Origin of the sequence: Sorangium sp. So ce363 (assembly GCF_051520435.1) — a bacterium.
Classification (GTDB): domain Bacteria; phylum Myxococcota_A; class Polyangia; order Polyangiales; family Polyangiaceae; genus Sorangium; species Sorangium cellulosum_B.
The window spans coordinates 7,803,649-7,818,330 of the sequence record NZ_CP150333.1; the positions used below are offsets into that span (position 1 = coordinate 7,803,649).

General features: G+C 71.2%; 10 protein-coding genes. 5 read left to right on the forward strand and 5 right to left on the reverse strand.

Annotated features, from left to right (window positions below; all coding sequences use genetic code 11):
• Positions 1 to 62: 62 nt before the first annotated feature.
• Positions 63 to 1,994: an ABC-F family ATP-binding cassette domain-containing protein gene (locus tag WMF12_RS29100; protein ID WP_437850648.1), complete on the forward strand. Its 1,932-nt coding sequence runs from the start codon at positions 63 to 65 to the stop codon at positions 1,992 to 1,994.
• A gap of 238 nt (positions 1,995 to 2,232) precedes the next feature.
• Here the strand turns inward: WMF12_RS29100 and WMF12_RS29105 are convergent, their stop codons facing one another.
• The 3 genes from WMF12_RS29105 to WMF12_RS29115 form a co-directional block, all read right to left on the reverse strand.
• Positions 2,233 to 3,333: a sugar ABC transporter permease gene (locus WMF12_RS29105; protein WP_437850650.1), complete on the reverse strand. Its 1,101-nt coding sequence runs from the start codon at positions 3,331 to 3,333 to the stop codon at positions 2,233 to 2,235.
• Entirely contained in the window at positions 3,330 to 4,853 is a 1,524-nt protein-coding gene (locus WMF12_RS29110) for a sugar ABC transporter ATP-binding protein (RefSeq protein WP_437850652.1), read from the reverse strand. The genes WMF12_RS29105 and WMF12_RS29110 overlap by 4 nt, the downstream gene beginning before the upstream one ends.
• Before the next feature lie 233 nt (positions 4,854 to 5,086).
• Positions 5,087 to 5,920, reverse strand: coding sequence for a CIA30 family protein (locus WMF12_RS29115; protein ID WP_437850654.1), 834 nt, complete (start codon positions 5,918 to 5,920; stop codon positions 5,087 to 5,089).
• 375 nt (positions 5,921 to 6,295) lie between these two features.
• Here WMF12_RS29115 and WMF12_RS29120 point away from each other — a divergent pair, with 375 nt between their 5' ends.
• Together WMF12_RS29120 and WMF12_RS29125 are read left to right on the forward strand one after the other, a co-directional pair.
• Positions 6,296 to 7,033, forward strand: coding sequence for a hypothetical protein (locus tag WMF12_RS29120; RefSeq protein WP_437739951.1), 738 nt, complete (start codon positions 6,296 to 6,298; stop codon positions 7,031 to 7,033).
• Between the two features lie 2 nt (positions 7,034 to 7,035).
• Entirely contained in the window at positions 7,036 to 8,205 is a 1,170-nt protein-coding gene (locus WMF12_RS29125; RefSeq protein ID WP_437850656.1) for a zinc-dependent alcohol dehydrogenase, read from the forward strand.
• 34 nt (positions 8,206 to 8,239) lie between these two features.
• Here WMF12_RS29125 and WMF12_RS29130 read toward each other — a convergent pair whose 3' ends face one another.
• Positions 8,240 to 8,875 (reverse strand): DUF4142 domain-containing protein, encoded by a 636-nt coding sequence (locus tag WMF12_RS29130; RefSeq protein WP_437850658.1) that lies wholly within the window; start codon positions 8,873 to 8,875, stop codon positions 8,240 to 8,242.
• Positions 8,876 to 9,346: 471 nt separating this feature from the next.
• Between WMF12_RS29130 and WMF12_RS29135 the strand changes: the two genes are divergently transcribed.
• Positions 9,347 to 11,683, forward strand: coding sequence for a DNA polymerase II (locus WMF12_RS29135; RefSeq protein ID WP_437850660.1), 2,337 nt, complete (start codon positions 9,347 to 9,349; stop codon positions 11,681 to 11,683).
• Between the two features lie 108 nt (positions 11,684 to 11,791).
• Here the strand turns inward: WMF12_RS29135 and pgm are convergent, their stop codons facing one another.
• Positions 11,792 to 13,438, reverse strand: coding sequence for a phosphoglucomutase (alpha-D-glucose-1,6-bisphosphate-dependent) (gene pgm / locus WMF12_RS29140; RefSeq protein WP_437850662.1), 1,647 nt, complete (start codon positions 13,436 to 13,438; stop codon positions 11,792 to 11,794).
• 236 nt (positions 13,439 to 13,674) lie between these two features.
• Between pgm and WMF12_RS29145 the strand changes: the two genes are divergently transcribed.
• On the forward strand, positions 13,675 to 14,679 hold the full coding sequence (locus WMF12_RS29145) for an alpha/beta hydrolase fold domain-containing protein (RefSeq protein ID WP_437850663.1): 1,005 nt from the start codon (positions 13,675 to 13,677) through the stop codon (positions 14,677 to 14,679).
• Positions 14,680 to 14,682 lie beyond the last annotated feature (3 nt).

The following is a 14,682-nucleotide window of genomic DNA, read 5'->3' on the forward strand; positions in this document are numbered from 1 at the left end:
GCGCCGCACCGGCGCGCCGCACCCCGCGCCCCGCGCGCCGCGACCCAAGCCCCCACAGCGCCATGCTCGGAACCTCGAACCTCTCGAAATCATTCGGTGATCGGACCCTCTTCGAGGGCGTCTCGCTCAAGCTGAACCCCGGATCCCGCTACGGCCTGGTGGGCGCGAACGGCTCGGGGAAGACCACCTTCCTGAAGATCGTGGCGGGCGACGAGCCCGCGAGCGACGGGAGCGTCAGCATCCCGAAGGAAGCCCGCGTGGGTGTGCTCCGGCAGGACCGGTTCCTCAGCGACGACCAGATCATCCTGGATCTCGCGATGATGGGCGATCGCGTCGTGTGGGAGGCGCTCGTCGAGTCGCGCCGCCTCGCGGAGGACGGCGGCGACGCCGGCCGGGTGGCGGACCTGGAGGATCGCATCCGCGCCCACGACGGCTACACGCTGGAGGCGCGCGCGAGCGCCGTCCTCGAGGGGCTCGGCATCCCCGTGGAGGCGCACCGGAGGCCGCTCTCCACGCTCTCGGGCGGCTTCAAGCTGCGCGTGCTGCTCGCGCAGGTGCTCCTCGGCGGCGCGGACGTGCTGCTGCTCGACGAGCCCACGAACCACCTCGACATCCTCTCCATCCGCTGGCTCGAGAGGTTCCTGGCCGGCTACAAGGGCTGCGCGGTCGTCATCTCCCACGACCAGCGCTTCCTCGACAACGTCGCCACGCACATCCTCGACGTCGACTACGAGACCATCACGCTCTACACGGGCAACTACGCCGCCTTCGTCGTCGAGAAGCGGGCGATCCGCGAGCGCAAGCAGGCCGAGATCGCCCGCGCCGAGAAGATCATCGCGGACAAGCGCGCGTTCGTGGAGCGGTTCGGCGCGAAGGCGACCAAGGCGCGCCAGGCGCAGAGCCGGCTCAAGCAGATCGAGAAGATCGAGGTCGAGGAGCTCGCCGACACGTCGCGGCGTTCGCCGCTGTTCCGGTTCGCGATCCAGAGGCCGAGCGGGCGCGACGTGCTCGAGGCGAAGGGGATCTCGAAGTCGTATGGCGCGAAGCAGGTGCTGCGCGACGTCTCGCTGTCAGTGCGGCGGGGCGAGCGGGTCGCGGTGATCGGGCCGAACGGGCTAGGCAAATCGACCCTGCTCAAGATCCTCGTGGGCCGGCTCGCGGCGGACGCCGGCGGCGCGTCGTGGGGGCACGAGGCCCGCGTCGGCTACTTCGCCCAGGATCACCGCGAGCTGCTCGTCGACGGGTCGATGACGCCGCTCTCCTTCCTGTGGGAGGCGTGCCCCGACGAGTCGCCGAGCTACGTCCGCGGCCAGCTCGGCAGGGCGCTGTTCTCGGGCGACGACGTCGAGAAGAGCGTCGGCTCGCTCTCCGGCGGCGAGGCGGCGCGGCTCATCTTCTGCCGCATCATCGTCGAGCGGCCCAACGTGCTCGTGCTCGACGAGCCGACCAACCACCTCGACCTCGAGGCGATCCAGGGGCTCGTCGAGGGGCTCAAGGCGTTCGAGGGGACGGTGCTCTTCGTCTCGCACGATCGCTACTTCGTCTCCGAGCTGGCGACGCGCATCCTCGAGGTCACGCCGAGCGGGCCGCGCGATTTCCCCGGCACGTACGAGGAGTACCTGGCCGGCTGCGGCGACGATCACCTCGACGCCGACACGGTGGTGCTGAAGGCGAAGCGCGAGCACCAGAAGGCGGCCGCGCCTGCGGAGGCGGGCGGCTCCTGGGAGGAGCAGAAGCGGCGTCGCAACCGGCAGAAGGAGCTGCCCGCGCGGCGCGACAAGGTGCTCGCGTCCATCGAGGCGGCCGAGGCGCGGAAGAAGGCGATCCACGACCTCTACTGCAGCGACGGCTTCTTCGAGCGCACTGGACAGGCCGAGATCGCGGCGCTCCAGGCCGAGGACGAGGCGCTCGGCCCGCGCATCGACGCGCTCATGGCGGAGTGGGAGCAGCTCGAGCAGGAGATCGCCGAGCTCGGGGCGGTCCAGCCGCAGTGAGATCTCGCCGGGCTGCCCGGCCCCGGGAGAGGGGGTCCGCCGCGCGGCGCGGGGGCCCCGCCGAACTCGCCTGAGACGATGATCCTCCGGCTTCGCCGGAGGATCATCGTCTCAGGCTCAAACATCGGCCCATCCCCCGCGCCGCGCGGCGGACCCCCTCCCCCGGGGCCTACGTGTTCGCGCAACCGCAACGCGAGGACGACCTCGGTCATCGCGACGCTAGCGGGTGAGCTGTCGCTCAGTGACTTCTGGTCTTGCGGCTGGCCATGTCGATGCCGACGGCCAGGATGAGGATGATGCCCTTGATGATCGGCTGCCAGAAGCTCTCGGTGTTCATCAGGCTCATGCCGTTGTCGAGCGAGGCCATGACGAGCGCGCCGAGCAACGCGCCCCAGATGGTGCCCTGCCCGCCGAGGAGCGACGTGCCGCCGATCACGGCGGCCGCGATCGCGTCGAGCTCCATCATCCGGCCGGCGTCCGAGGTCGCAGAGCCGACGCGGGCGGTGAGCACCACGCCCGCGATGCCCGCCATCACGCCCATCAGCGTGAACACGGCGATGAGGTGACGATCGATGCTGATGCCGGAGTAGAAGGCCGCCTCTCGGTTGCCGCCAATCGCGTAGAGGTGCCGCCCGAACGTCGTGTGCTTCGCGAGCACCGTGAACACGGTCGCGAGCACGAGCACGACCAGCACGGGGAACGGGACACCCTCGTAGGAGTTCATCAGGGCGGCGAACGCGAGGGAGAACACGGCGAGCCCGATCCACGGGTAGCGCGCCGTGCCGGTCGCGCGCGCCGCCTTGTACAGCAGCCCGACGCAGAGGATGCCAGCGCCCGCCCAGCCGAGGGTGTGCGGCACGTACGCCTGGCCCACGAACAGGTAAGGACGCGCCGGCGAGATGGACACACCGCCTGTCAAGCCGAGGATGGAGCCCTGGAAGATGAGCATCCCGCCGAGCGTGACGATGAAGGGGGGAATCCGCAGCCGCGCCACGAGGGTCCCTTGCACGAAGCCAAGGACGGCCCCGAGCAGGAGCGGCAGGATGAAGGCGGCCGGCAGCGGCCAGCCGAGGCTCACGTAGATCATCGCCGATGAGGCGCCGAGCAGACCGGCGAGCGCGCCCACCGAGAGATCGATCTGCCCCGCGACGATGACCATCACCATGCCGATGGCCAGGATCGAGGTCACCGACATCTGCCGCGCGAGGAGCGTCAGGTTGCGCGGCGTCACGAACGTCCCATCGGTCGTGATGGAGAAGGCAATCCAGATCGCGATGAGCGAGCCCACCATCGAGAGGGCGCGCCAGGGGATACGCACGCGAAGCTTGGCCTCGCTCATTCCGTCACCTTCCTCGTTGCAGCAGCCATCACGCGCTCCGCGGTCGCGTCCTTCCGGTCGAGGCAGGCCGTCGGTCTGCCCTGGTTGAGCACCAGCACACGGTGGCTCATGCCGAGCAGCTCCGGCAGATCGGAGGACACGAGCACCACGGCGAGCCCATCCGAAGCGAGCTTGTGGATGAGCTGGTAGATCTCCGCCTTCGCCCCGACGTCGATTCCCCGGGTCGGCTCGTCGAGCAGCAGCACCCGGGGCCCCGTCATCAGCCATTTGCCGATCACGATCTTCTGCTGGTTGCCGCCCGAGAGCTGGTTCGCGAGCGCGAGCGGCCCAGACGCCTTGGTCCTGAGCGCCTTCATCTGCTCGACCGCCCTGACCTCCCGATCGGCGTGATCGAGGAAGAGCCCCTTCACGAACCGCCGCAGGGTCGCGAGCGTGATGTTGTCGAGGAGGGTCGCCTCGAGCACGAGGCCGTAGCGCTTGCGATCCTCGCTGACGAGCGCGATGCCCGCGTCGATCGCCTGCTCGGGCGCCCTGTACGGCGGCGTCGCGGGCCCGCCTCGGACCGAGATCGCGCCGGTGACGCGGCTCGTTGCAGCACCAAAGATCGTCGAGAGGAGCGCGGTGCGGCCGGCGCCCATGAGTCCGCCGATACCCAGCACCTCGCCGGCGCGCACCTCGAAGCTCACGTCGCGCAGCACGAACCGCCCGGGGTGCCCGGCGTCCTCGACCGACCAGCCCTGGACCGACATCGCGACGGGGCCCTCCGGCGGCGGGGGGCAGGGGTAGAGGTTCGTCACCTCGCGGCCGACCATGTACGAGATGACGTTGTCGGGCGAGAGCGCGGTCCGCGGCTGGGTCGTGATCGACTTCCCGTCACGGAGGACCGTGATGCGGTCGGCGATCTCGAAGACCTCCTCGAGCCGGTGGCTGATGTAGATGCAGGAGACGCCGCGGGCGCGCAGATCGCGGAGCAGGCCGAGCAACGTCTTCACGCCGGACTCGGTGAGCGCCGCCGTGGGCTCGTCGAGGACGAGGATCTTCGCGTCCTTGAGCAGCGCCTTCGCGATCTCGACCATCTGCTGCTGGCCGATGCCCAGGTCCTTGATCGGGCGCTCGGGATCGATGTCGAGCCCGACGCGCGCGAGCGCCTCCCGCGCCAGGGCCCGCACCGCGTCCCAGTCGATGAGCCCACCGCGGACGGGCTCCCGCCCGAGCACGAGGTTCTCGGCGACGGTGAGATCGGGCACGAGCGCGAGCTCCTGCGCGATCAGCGCGATGCGGTGCTCCTCGGCGCTGCGCATGCTGCTGAACTGCACGACGCCGCCGTTCAAGCGGATCTCGCCGCCGTAGGTGCCTGCGGGGTAGTAGCCGCACAGGGTCTTGATGAGGGTGCTCTTACCCGCGCCGTTCTCGCCGCAGAGGGCGTGAATCTCGCCTTCCTGGAGGTCGAACGAGACGCCATCGAGGGCTTTCACCCCGGGGAACTGCTTCGTGATCGATGCGAGCTCGAGGAGAGGCATTGTCCTGGGCACAAGGGGCGTCAGCGCGCGGCCACGTTCGCCTGGGAGGGGCCTGCGATGCAAGCACTTTGTTGGAAGCGCGCAGAGGATCCAGGCGCGCAGGTCGCCGCGCGTCGCGTGTCGCGTGTCGCGTGTCGCGCGTCACGCATGTTCCCTGGGAAGCGCCGGGGGGGAAGATGAGTGGTTGAGAGCCCCCTGCGCGGGGGCTCCCGGGGCGGCCCGGGCGAGGGCGCTCAGTTGTAGAAGCCGAGGTCGTCGATGTAGAGGTCGAACTCGGGTGCCTTGCCGATCTGGAACTGGAGCGAGTAGAGCTTCGCCGCGTCGATCTGCTCGGTGCCCGCCGGATCGCCCCAGCCGCCCTGCTTCAGGTCCGCGAAGGGAATGGTGAACTGCTGCCACTCCTCGGTGGCGGGGAACGTCTTCTGCCACGCGTCGCACTTGTCCGAACAGGCACCGCCGGCAGGATCCGTCCCCGGGTCCGAGATCATGACGGTCGCGCTCGTGCCGGAGCCGGGGCCGAGCTTCGCCCAGAAGGTGATTCCGGTGTACGCCGAGGCGTCATAGGAGGCCTTGACCCCCTCGGGGCTGTTCAGATCGAAGCCGAAGCCAGCGCCCCACTCCGTGAAGCCCGTCCCCCACGAGCGCGCCGCGTACGTGCTCTGCCCGCGCGCCGGATCGAGCGCCGTCATCGTGAACGGCTCTTCCCCGGTCCCCTCCGGATCGGGCGGCGGGGTCTGCGTGGCCCCCTCCGTCGCGTCATTGAAGGTGTACCAGTAACCGACCCGCCCGCCCTCGGCCAGGATGGCGTTGTCGTTGTCCTCCATGTCATCGATCATCTCGATCGTCTGGGGGCCAGCGCCCGCGCCCGTCGACGCCGAGGTGCTCGCGGCCGTCGAGGTCGTGGCGGGATCGGTGGTCCCCGTGCTCGCCGTCGTGGTCGACGGGTCCACGGTGCCCGCGGAGGTCGTGCTGCCGGCGCTGCCGGCGCCGCCAGCGCCCCCGCTCCCGCCGCCGTCGTCGCCACCGCACGCCGCGAACGCCGCGACAGCCAGTCCACAGACCGCCAAGTTAAAAGCACGCAGGGAAATTCTAGTCTTCATACGTTCGTATCTCCGTATCTACGTTATGCTAATCAGTGCTCGCTCTGGGCCGGACGTCAATTGAATCGAGGAGCGTCCTGGCGCGGCGAGTATCGCCTGGAAGTTCAGCCCCTGCAACCTTCTTCTTTCCTCGCTGCAATCCATCTTTGTCTTCGCTCGCCTTCGCTCGCCGTCGTTCGCCCTGGAGGCGAGGCTCGCGCGAATGTCCTTGTTGGGGCCGCTCGCAACGGCGGTGGCATGTTCGGAACGTCGTTGAGACGTGAGCGCCTGGATCAGCGCGGGTGGCCGCCTGCTTGCAAGGCGCCTTCGCGGGCTCTCTCGGCGAGGCTCGAAGGAGGAGAGATGGCACGGGCGAAGGCTGGCCGGCGAGCGCGCGCCGCGGCGCAGAGGGGCGCGCAGAGCGCGGACCGGGAGCGGAGCGGCGGCGAAGGCGCGCCCCCGACGGAGCAGGAGAGAGCCCCGCTGGGAGAGCGGCAGAGCGCGGCGGCGCAGCGCGGGAGCTGCGCGCGGCTGCCGGGGAGGAGGGGAATCGCGGGGCTGCTCCTGAGCCGGCTGGAGACGGCGGCATACCGCATCTACGAGCGGGTCGCCGGGCTGTCCGAGGAGCGGCCGGCGCTCGGGGTCGAGATCGCGGCGGCGGCGCTCCGGGCGCTCGGGGCCCGCGCCCCGCGGGTCGTGAGCAGCGTCACGGTGAGCCGCGCGCGGGCGGCGGTCCTGCACGCGCTGCAGGACGCGGCGGGCGTGCGGCGCCTCCTGCCGAGCATCGGGCGCGTGGAGGCCGGCGCGAAGAGGCAAGCCTCGACGATCCGGGCGGCCGGCGCGGGTGGCCCGGAGCGCACGCCGGCAGGCGTCGTCTCGCTCGCGACCGCGCCGGGCGACAGGGGCACGGAGATCAAGGTGGTGCTGCCGGGCGCGCGGCCGCGGGGGCGGCTCGCGCGCGCGGCGGGCGAGCTGCTGGCGGAGCTGCCCAGACGGCAGCTGCGGGGCGAGCTGCGGCGTCTGAGGCAATGGATCGAGATCGGCGAGATCCCGACGACGGCGGGGCAGCCGTCCGGCCGGGCAGACCGTGAGAGGGAGTGACCATGCGCGCGATCTGCTGGAATGGGGTGGATGACATCGTCGTGGAGTCGGTGCCCGAGCCGAAGCTCATCAGCCCGCACGACGCCATCGTCCGCGTCTCCCTGTCGTCGGTCTGCGGCTCGGATCTGCACCTGCTCCACGGGTACGTCCCGACGATGAAGCAGGGCGACATCCTCGGGCACGAGTTCCTCGGCGAGGTCGTGGAGACCGGCGCGGAGGTGAAGCGGGTTCAGCGGGGCGATCGCGTCGTCGTGTCGTCCATCATCGGGTGTGGGCGGTGCGCGTATTGCCAGCGCGAGCTGTGGTCGCTCTGCGAGAACTCGAATCCTCATCACGTGGTGACGGACAGGGTGTTCGGGGACACGACAGCCGCGATCTTCGGCTACTCGCATGCTTTCGGGGGCTTCGCGGGGAGCCACGCCGAGTACGTGCGCGTGCCGTTCGCGGATCACGGCGCGTTCAAGGTCCCCGACGGGGTGCGGGACGAGAGCGCCCTGTTCGCCTCCGACGCGCTCTCGACGGGCTACATGGCGGCCGAGCTCTGCGACATCCGCCCGGGCCAGGTCGTCGCCGTCTGGGGGTGCGGGGGCGTCGGTCAGATGGCGATCAAGAGCGCCTATCTCCTCGGCGCCGAGCGCGTCATCGCGATCGACCGGATCGCGGACCGCCTGGCGATGGCGAAGGCGCACGGGGGCGCCGACGCCCTCGACTACGCCGAGGTCGACGTCCAGGAGGCGCTCCGCGAGATGACGGGCGGGCGCGGCCCCGACGCCTGCATCGACGCGGTGGGCATGGAAGCCGACGGGACGGGCCTGCAGCACGCGGTCGATCGGGTGAAGCAGGCGTTCCGGATGCAGAGCGACCGCCCGCTCGTGCTGCGCGAGGCGATGCTGGCCTGCCGCAAGGGCGGCACGGTGTCCATCGTGGGCGTCTATTCCGGGTTCGCCGACAAGATCCCGCTCGGCGCGCTCATGAACAAGGCGCTCATCGTCAGGACCGGCCAGCAGCACGGACAGCGGTACATCCCGCGGCTGCTCGATCACATCCAGCGCGGCGACATCGATCCGTCGTACCTCCTGACGCACCGGATGTGCCTCGACGACGGGCCGCGCGGATACCGCCTCTTCGAGGCGCGCGCGGAGGCGTGCGTGCGCGCGGTGTTCGCCCCCTGACCCTGGGCGAGGCCGCCGCCCCCGACCGCGAGAGCTAGCGCTCCTGCCCCTTCGCCAGCGTCGCCTGGATGGCCTGCGCCCGCTTCAGGTGGCTCGCCGCCTCGTCGCGAATGCGCTGGATCTCCTGCTTCAGCGCCTGGTTCTTCACCCTCGGGATGGCCTGCTCGTCCAGCATCCGCACGGCATGGGCATGCATCCTCACCTGGATGGTTATGTACGTCTGGTCGAATTTCTCGGCCGGCTGCTTCTGGAGGTACGCCGCGATGATGGACGAGTGCCCGGCGATCATCGCGCTCGCCCGCGTCGGCTCCGCCTTGATCCGGAGACGCCGGAGGAGCGCGCTCAGGCGGATCTCCCCCTGGGTGTGGGCCTCGAGCATCTCCCTGGCGAAATCCTTCACCTCGCGCGACCGCGCCTGTTTGCGGGCGATCATCGCAAGGGAGATCTCAACCTCGTTGACCGCGGAGATCACCTTGGCGAGGGCGCCGTCCGACACCTGTGTCTCCTCGGACCGCGGGCTCACCTCCTCCAGCCGCTGCTGCAGCTGGGAGATCTGCGCGCCCTGATGGACGTAACCGCCTCGCCCACCCGCGTGCGCGGAGCTGCCGATGACGCTCGCGGCGAGCGCGGCGATCACGGCGACGCGATGCTTGAAATGATGGCGCATCATGGTGGATTCCCTTCCTGGATTTCCGCGGCGCGCTTCACCGGCCGATCCGTGGATGCCCGCGGCTCACGACGTCTCGAACGCCAAGCAAGCGGCGGACCCGCTCTCGACGTAATCTGAGGGACTGCCCTGCTCACGGCGCTGCGCGCGGGCGCGCTCGCGGGGCGATCGCCGCACACCCGGGGAGTCGTCCGCGCCGCGTCTCGGGATTCCACGTCAAGCCAAGAGGGCTCGCCATTCCCCGTTGAATCGAGCGTGCAACCCTACAAAGGCGCTCGCCTCCTCGAAAGGCGCCCTCTCCGGCGGAGGCCCGGCTCCCTCGGCAATCGCGCTCCTCCGGGAAATCCCCTTCGCCCGGGGCGAGAGGGGCTTGCGGGGCGCCGGTCCCGGTGGTCAAGTGCAGCGTGGCGCGGCCCCCGGGCCGCCTCGCGCGCTGGCGAAGAGCTCGCCCGGGGGGCCTCCGCGAATTCGCACATGCCTGACCGCGGCTTCATCCTCACGCCCACGACCCGGGTCGTCGCCGGGTGCCCGGAGATCCATCTCCACGCGGTGATGGAGGACGGCGCGCCGGCGCTCGTCATCGAGGACAGGTTCAGGCCCTACTTCTTCGTGCGCGCCCGCGACGAGGACGTCGCGCGGCGGCTCGCGGATCGCCGCGTCTCTCCGCAGGCGCTCGAGACGCTCGACGGAGAGCCGGTCCTGCGCGTCGAGGCCGCGCTCCCGCGGGACGTCGCGGCGCTGCGCGACAGGCTGGCCGAGGCCGGCGCCGACGCCCTCGAGGCGGACGTGCGCTTTCCCTACCGCTTTCTCATCGATCGCGGCATCCGCGGGGCGTTCGCCGTCTCCGGGCCTTTCGAGCTCCACCCGGGCGTCGGGCGCGTGTACCGCAATCCCACGCTCGTCCCCGCGAGCTTCGTCCCCCGCCTCCGCGTGCTCTCGCTCGATATCGAGACGAGCCTCGACGGCGAGCACCTCTATGCGATTGCCGTGGCGGGCGCGGGCGGCGAGCGCTGCCTCCTCGTCCGCGACGCGCCGGTGCCCGGCGGGCTCCCCGCCTTCGTCGAGCGCTTCCCTGACGAGCGGACGCTCCTCGAGCGCTTCCTCGATCTCGTCGCGCAGGCGGACCCCGACGTCCTCACCGGCTGGAACATCCCGGATTTCGATCTGCCCGCGCTCCAGCGCTATTGCCGGCGCGCCGGGCTCCTGTGCGCGCTCGGGAGGGGCGATGACGAGATCGCGATCCTGCGCGATCCGGGCTTCTCGCGCGAGGCGCGCGCCGTCCTGTCGGGGCGGGTGGTGCTCGACGGCCTCGCGCTCCTCCGCGGCGCCTTCCTGCGGCTCGACGATTACCGCCTGGAGACCGCCGCTCGGACGATCCTCGGGCGCGGCAAGCTGTTCGGGCCAGACGACCGGGGCGAGCAGATCGAGGCGTCGTACCGCGACGACCCGGCGCGGCTCGCGGAGTACAACCTCGAGGACGCGCGCCTCGTCCGGGATCTGCTCGAGAAGACGGGGCTCATCGAGCTCTCGGTGCGGAGGAGCCTGCTCACCGGCATGCAGCTCGACCGCGTGGGGGCGCAGATCGCCGCGATCGACTCGCTCTACCTGCCCGCGCTCCGCGCCCGCGGCAAGGTCGCGCCCTCGGTATCGAGGGAGGGGCCGGAGGGAGGGGCGGAGATCGCCGGCGGCCTGGTGCTCGATTCGCTCCCGGGGCTCTACCGCAACATCGTGGTGTACGATTACAAGAGCCTCTATCCGAGCCTCATTCGCACGTTCAACATCGACCCGCTGACGTTCGTCGCCGGGGGCGCCGGGCCGCCCGAGGCGCTCATCGTGACGCCGGGCGGCGCGGCCTTCCGGCGCGGCGAGCCGGGCATCTTGCCCGAGCTCGTCGCGCGCCTCTGGGACGAGCGGGCCGAGGCGCGGCGGGCGGGCGACGAGCGGGGTGCGATGGCCATCAAGATCCTCATGAACTCGCTCTTCGGCGTGCTCGGCTCTCCCGCGTCGCGCCTGTTCTCCCCCGAGGTCGCGAACGCCATCACGGGCGCCGGGCAGCACGTCATCAGGCTCACGGCCGAGGCGGTGCGGAGGGCCGGGCACCGGGTGCTTTACGGAGACACCGACTCTCTCTTCGTCGACATCGGCGAGCCGGACACGGCGCGCGCCGTCGCCCGGGCCGAGGAGCTCCGCGACGCCATCTCCGGGTCGGTCGCCGCCGAGATCGCGAGGACGTTCGGCTGCGAGAGCCGGCTGGAGCTCGAGTTCGAGAAGGTCTATGCGCGCTTCCTCCTGCCCGAGCTGCGCGGCGCCGCGCAGGGCAGCAAGAAGCGCTATGCCGGCCTCGTCGCCGGGGAGGGCGGCGACAAGCTCGAGATCGTCGGGCTCGAGGCGGTCCGGCGGGACGCGAGCGCGGTCGCGCGGCGCTTCCAGCGGGAGCTGCTCGACCTGGTCTTCCACGATCGCCCGGTCGAGGGCTTCGTGCGGAGCTTCGTGACGGAGCTCCGCGCGGGGCGGTTCGACGCGGAGCTCGTGTACAAGAAGGCGCTGAGGAAGCCGCTCGGCGCTTACACGAAGACGACGCCGCCGCACGTGAAGGCGGCCCGCAAGCTGGGCGGGGACGCGGGGCGGATCGTGGCCTATGTGATCACGCGCGCTGGCCCGGAGCCGGCGGGCCAGACGACGGCGCCGCCGGACTACGATCATTACGTGTCGCAGCAGCTCAAGCCGATCGCGGACTCGGTGCTGCGGTGGCTGGGCGGGGCCGATTTCGATGAGATGACGGGCGCGCGGCGGCAGCTCTCGCTGTTCTGACCCGGCGCTGGTCGCGCGAGGCGAACCCGGGGGCGGGCGGGCGGGCGCGTGGCGGAGTCCCCGGAGGAGCGCCGGGAGATCAAGAGATCTCGGGCGCGCCCGGGGAGCTCACTTGGCCGACAGCGCGTCGGTGACCATCGCGCGCGCCTCGTCGAGCACGCGATCGAGGTGCGCCTGGTCCTTGAAGCTCTCCGCGTAGATCTTGTAGACGTCCTCGGTGCCCGAGGGCCGCGCGGCGAACCAGCCGTTCTCCGCGACGACCTTGAGCCCGCCGATCTCGCCGCCGTTGCCGGGCGCGCGCGTGAGCTTCGCGGTGATCGGCTCGCCCGCGAGGGTCTTGGCGCGCACCGCGTCGGGGGAGAGCTTCTTGAGCACGCTCTTCTGGCTCGGCGTGGCCGGCGCGTCGATGCGGGTGTAGATCGGCGCGCCGAACCGCGCGGTGAGGTCGCGGTAGTGCTCGGCCGGGTCGCGCCCGGTGCGGGCGAGGATCTCGGCGGCGAGCAGGTCGAGGAGGATACCGTCCTTGTCCGTCGACCACACCTGCCCGTTCTTCCGCAGGAACGAGGCGCCCGCGCTCTCCTCGCCGCCGAAGCCGAGCGAGCCGTCGAGCAGCCCGTCGACGAACCACTTGAAGCCGACCGGCACCTCGCGGAGCGGGCGGCCGAGGTCCTTCGCCACCCGATCGATCATGCTGCTCGAGACGAGCGTCTTGCCCACGGCCGCGTCGGACCGCCAGAGCGGGCGGTTCCGGAACAGGTAGGACACCGCCACGGCGAGGTAATGGTTCGGGTTCATCAGCCCGGCGCTGCGCGTGACGATGCCGTGGCGATCCGAGTCGGCGTCGTTGCCGAACGCGAGATCGTAGTCGTCCTTGAGCGCGATGAGGTTCGCCATCGCGTGCGGCGACGAGCAGTCCATGCGGATCTTGCCGTCGTGATCGAGGGGCATGAAGCTGAAGGTGGGGTCGACGGCCTGGTTCACCACCGTGATATCCAGCCCGAACTTCTCGGCGATCGGCGCCCAGTACGCGATGTTCGAGCCGCCGAGCGGGTCGACGCCGATGCGCAGCTTCGCGCCGCGGACGGCCTCGAGATCGACGACGTTGCCGAGATCGGCGACGTAGGGGCCGATGAAATCGTACGGGTGGGTCGTCGGGGCGCGCAGCGCGGCCTCGTAGGGCGTGCGCTTCACGCCCGCGTTGTCGGCGCGGAGCAGCTCGTTGGCGCGCTCCTCGATCCAGCCGGTGACGGCGGTGTCGGCCGGCCCGCCGTTCGGCGGGTTGTACTTGATGCCGCCGTCGTCGGGCGGGTTGTGCGACGGCGTGATCACCACGCCGTCCGCGAGGCCGGAGGTGCGCCCGCGGTTGGCGGTGAGGATCGCGTGCGAGATGGCCGGCGTCGGCGTGACGCCGTTCCGCTCGGCGATGAGCACGTCGACCCCGTTGGCCGCGAAGACCTCGATCACGCTGCGCTGCGCCGGCTCCGAGAGCGCGTGCGTGTCCATGCCGAGGTAGAGCGAGCCCGTCGTGCCCTCCTTCGCGCGGTAGTCGCAGATGGCCTGCGCGACCGCGAGGACGTGCGCCTCGTTGAAGCTGCGCCGCGCGGCCGAGCCGCGGTGGCCGGAGGTGCCGAAGGCGACGCGCTGCTGCGGATCGCCCATGTCGGGGCGCTCGCTGTAGTACTGCGCGCACAGCGTGTCGGGATCGATCAGCACGTCGGGAGGGGCCTTGCGGCCCGCGAGGGGGTGTAGCGGCATGAGCCTCCGCATAGCCGAGCGCGCGGGACGAACAAAGCCCTCCGCAGCGCACAGCGGGTGCTCCGCCTGTCCACGCGAGCGGCGTGCGCTCGATCCCGCGCGAGCGCACGCCGCAGGCCGAGCGCGTGGCGCCTCGGAGCGCCTTCCTTCCTGCTGTTGCGCCTCCTGTGCCACAGTATGCTCGCCTGGCCAATGACGGGGGGCAGGCGATGACACGGGGCAACCGAGACCGCACGATGCGCCAGCGCGGCCGCGCCATCGCTGTCGCGCTGGTGCTCCTCGCGTCGCTCTCCGGCTGCGCTGGCGCGCAGGCCGCCGGCGGCGCGCCGGCCCCGCGGAAGGCCGCCTCGACCGCTGCGCGCCGGAGCGCCGTCGTCGTCGAGCGCGGCGTCGAGTACAGCCTCGCTGGCGGCCAGCGGCTCCTGGCCGACGTCCTCAGGCCCGATCCACCGAGCGCAGCCCGCCTGCCGGCCGTCGTGTACATCCACGGTGGGAGCTGGAGGCGGGGCACGCGGGAGCAAGGCCACGAGTTCCTCCCGCAGCTCGTCGCGACGGGCCGCTACGTCGGGATCACCATCGAGTACCGCTTCACGCCGACCTTCCCCTGGCCCGCGCAGCTCCGCGACGCGGAGGCCGCCGTCCGCTGGGCGCGCGCCGCGGCGGACCGCTATGGCATCGATCCAGAGCGAATCGCCGTCTGGGGAGAGTCCTCCGGCGGCCAGATCGCGAGCGTGCTCGGCACGACGGCCGGCGACGCTGCGGTCGAGGGAGACCCGCCGCCTCCGGGCGGCCCCCGGCCGCCTACGAGCCGTGTCCAGGCCGTCATCAACTTCTGCGGACCGACGGACATGGCGGCTTTCTTCGCCTCGGCGACGACGCCCGACGCGATCGCCGAGATGCACGGCCGGCTCGATCCCCTCTTCAACGGCCCTCCGCAGGAGCGCGCGGACCTGGTGCGCTCGGCCTCCGCGATCCACCATGTCGACGCGCGGGATCCGCCGTTCCTGTTGATGCACGGCACGCGCGACGAAGTGGTCCCGTTCGCCCTCTCAGAAGCGATGCACAGGGCGCTCTTGCGCGCGGGCGCGCCGAGCGTGCTCGTGCCTGTCGCGGCGTGGGGGCACGGCTTCCGTGGCGCCGAGATCGACCGGCGCGTGCTGACGTTCCTCGACAGGTATCTCTGGCGTGCGCCCGTCGTCGTCTCCAGCGCGCCGGTGCGCGCCGAGCGGACCCCCGACTGACGG

Bases quoted from the DNA above. Each gene is read 5' to 3' on its own strand.
- WMF12_RS29100 (WP_437850648.1), top strand. From the start codon at position 63: ATGCTCGGAACCTCGAACCTCTCGAAATCATTCGGTGATCGGACCCTC.
- WMF12_RS29105 (WP_437850650.1), bottom strand. From the start codon at position 3,333: ATGAGCGAGGCCAAGCTTCGCGTGCGTATCCCCTGGCGCGCCCTCTCG.
- WMF12_RS29110 (WP_437850652.1), bottom strand. From the start codon at position 4,853: ATGCCTCTCCTCGAGCTCGCATCGATCACGAAGCAGTTCCCCGGGGTG.
- WMF12_RS29120 (WP_437739951.1), top strand. From the start codon at position 6,296: ATGGCACGGGCGAAGGCTGGCCGGCGAGCGCGCGCCGCGGCGCAGAGG.
- WMF12_RS29125 (WP_437850656.1), top strand. From the start codon at position 7,036: ATGCGCGCGATCTGCTGGAATGGGGTGGATGACATCGTCGTGGAGTCG.
- WMF12_RS29130 (WP_437850658.1), bottom strand. From the start codon at position 8,875: ATGATGCGCCATCATTTCAAGCATCGCGTCGCCGTGATCGCCGCGCTC.
- WMF12_RS29135 (WP_437850660.1), top strand. From the start codon at position 9,347: ATGCCTGACCGCGGCTTCATCCTCACGCCCACGACCCGGGTCGTCGCC.
- pgm (WP_437850662.1), bottom strand. From the start codon at position 13,438: ATGCCGCTACACCCCCTCGCGGGCCGCAAGGCCCCTCCCGACGTGCTG.
- WMF12_RS29145 (WP_437850663.1), top strand. From the start codon at position 13,675: ATGCGCCAGCGCGGCCGCGCCATCGCTGTCGCGCTGGTGCTCCTCGCG.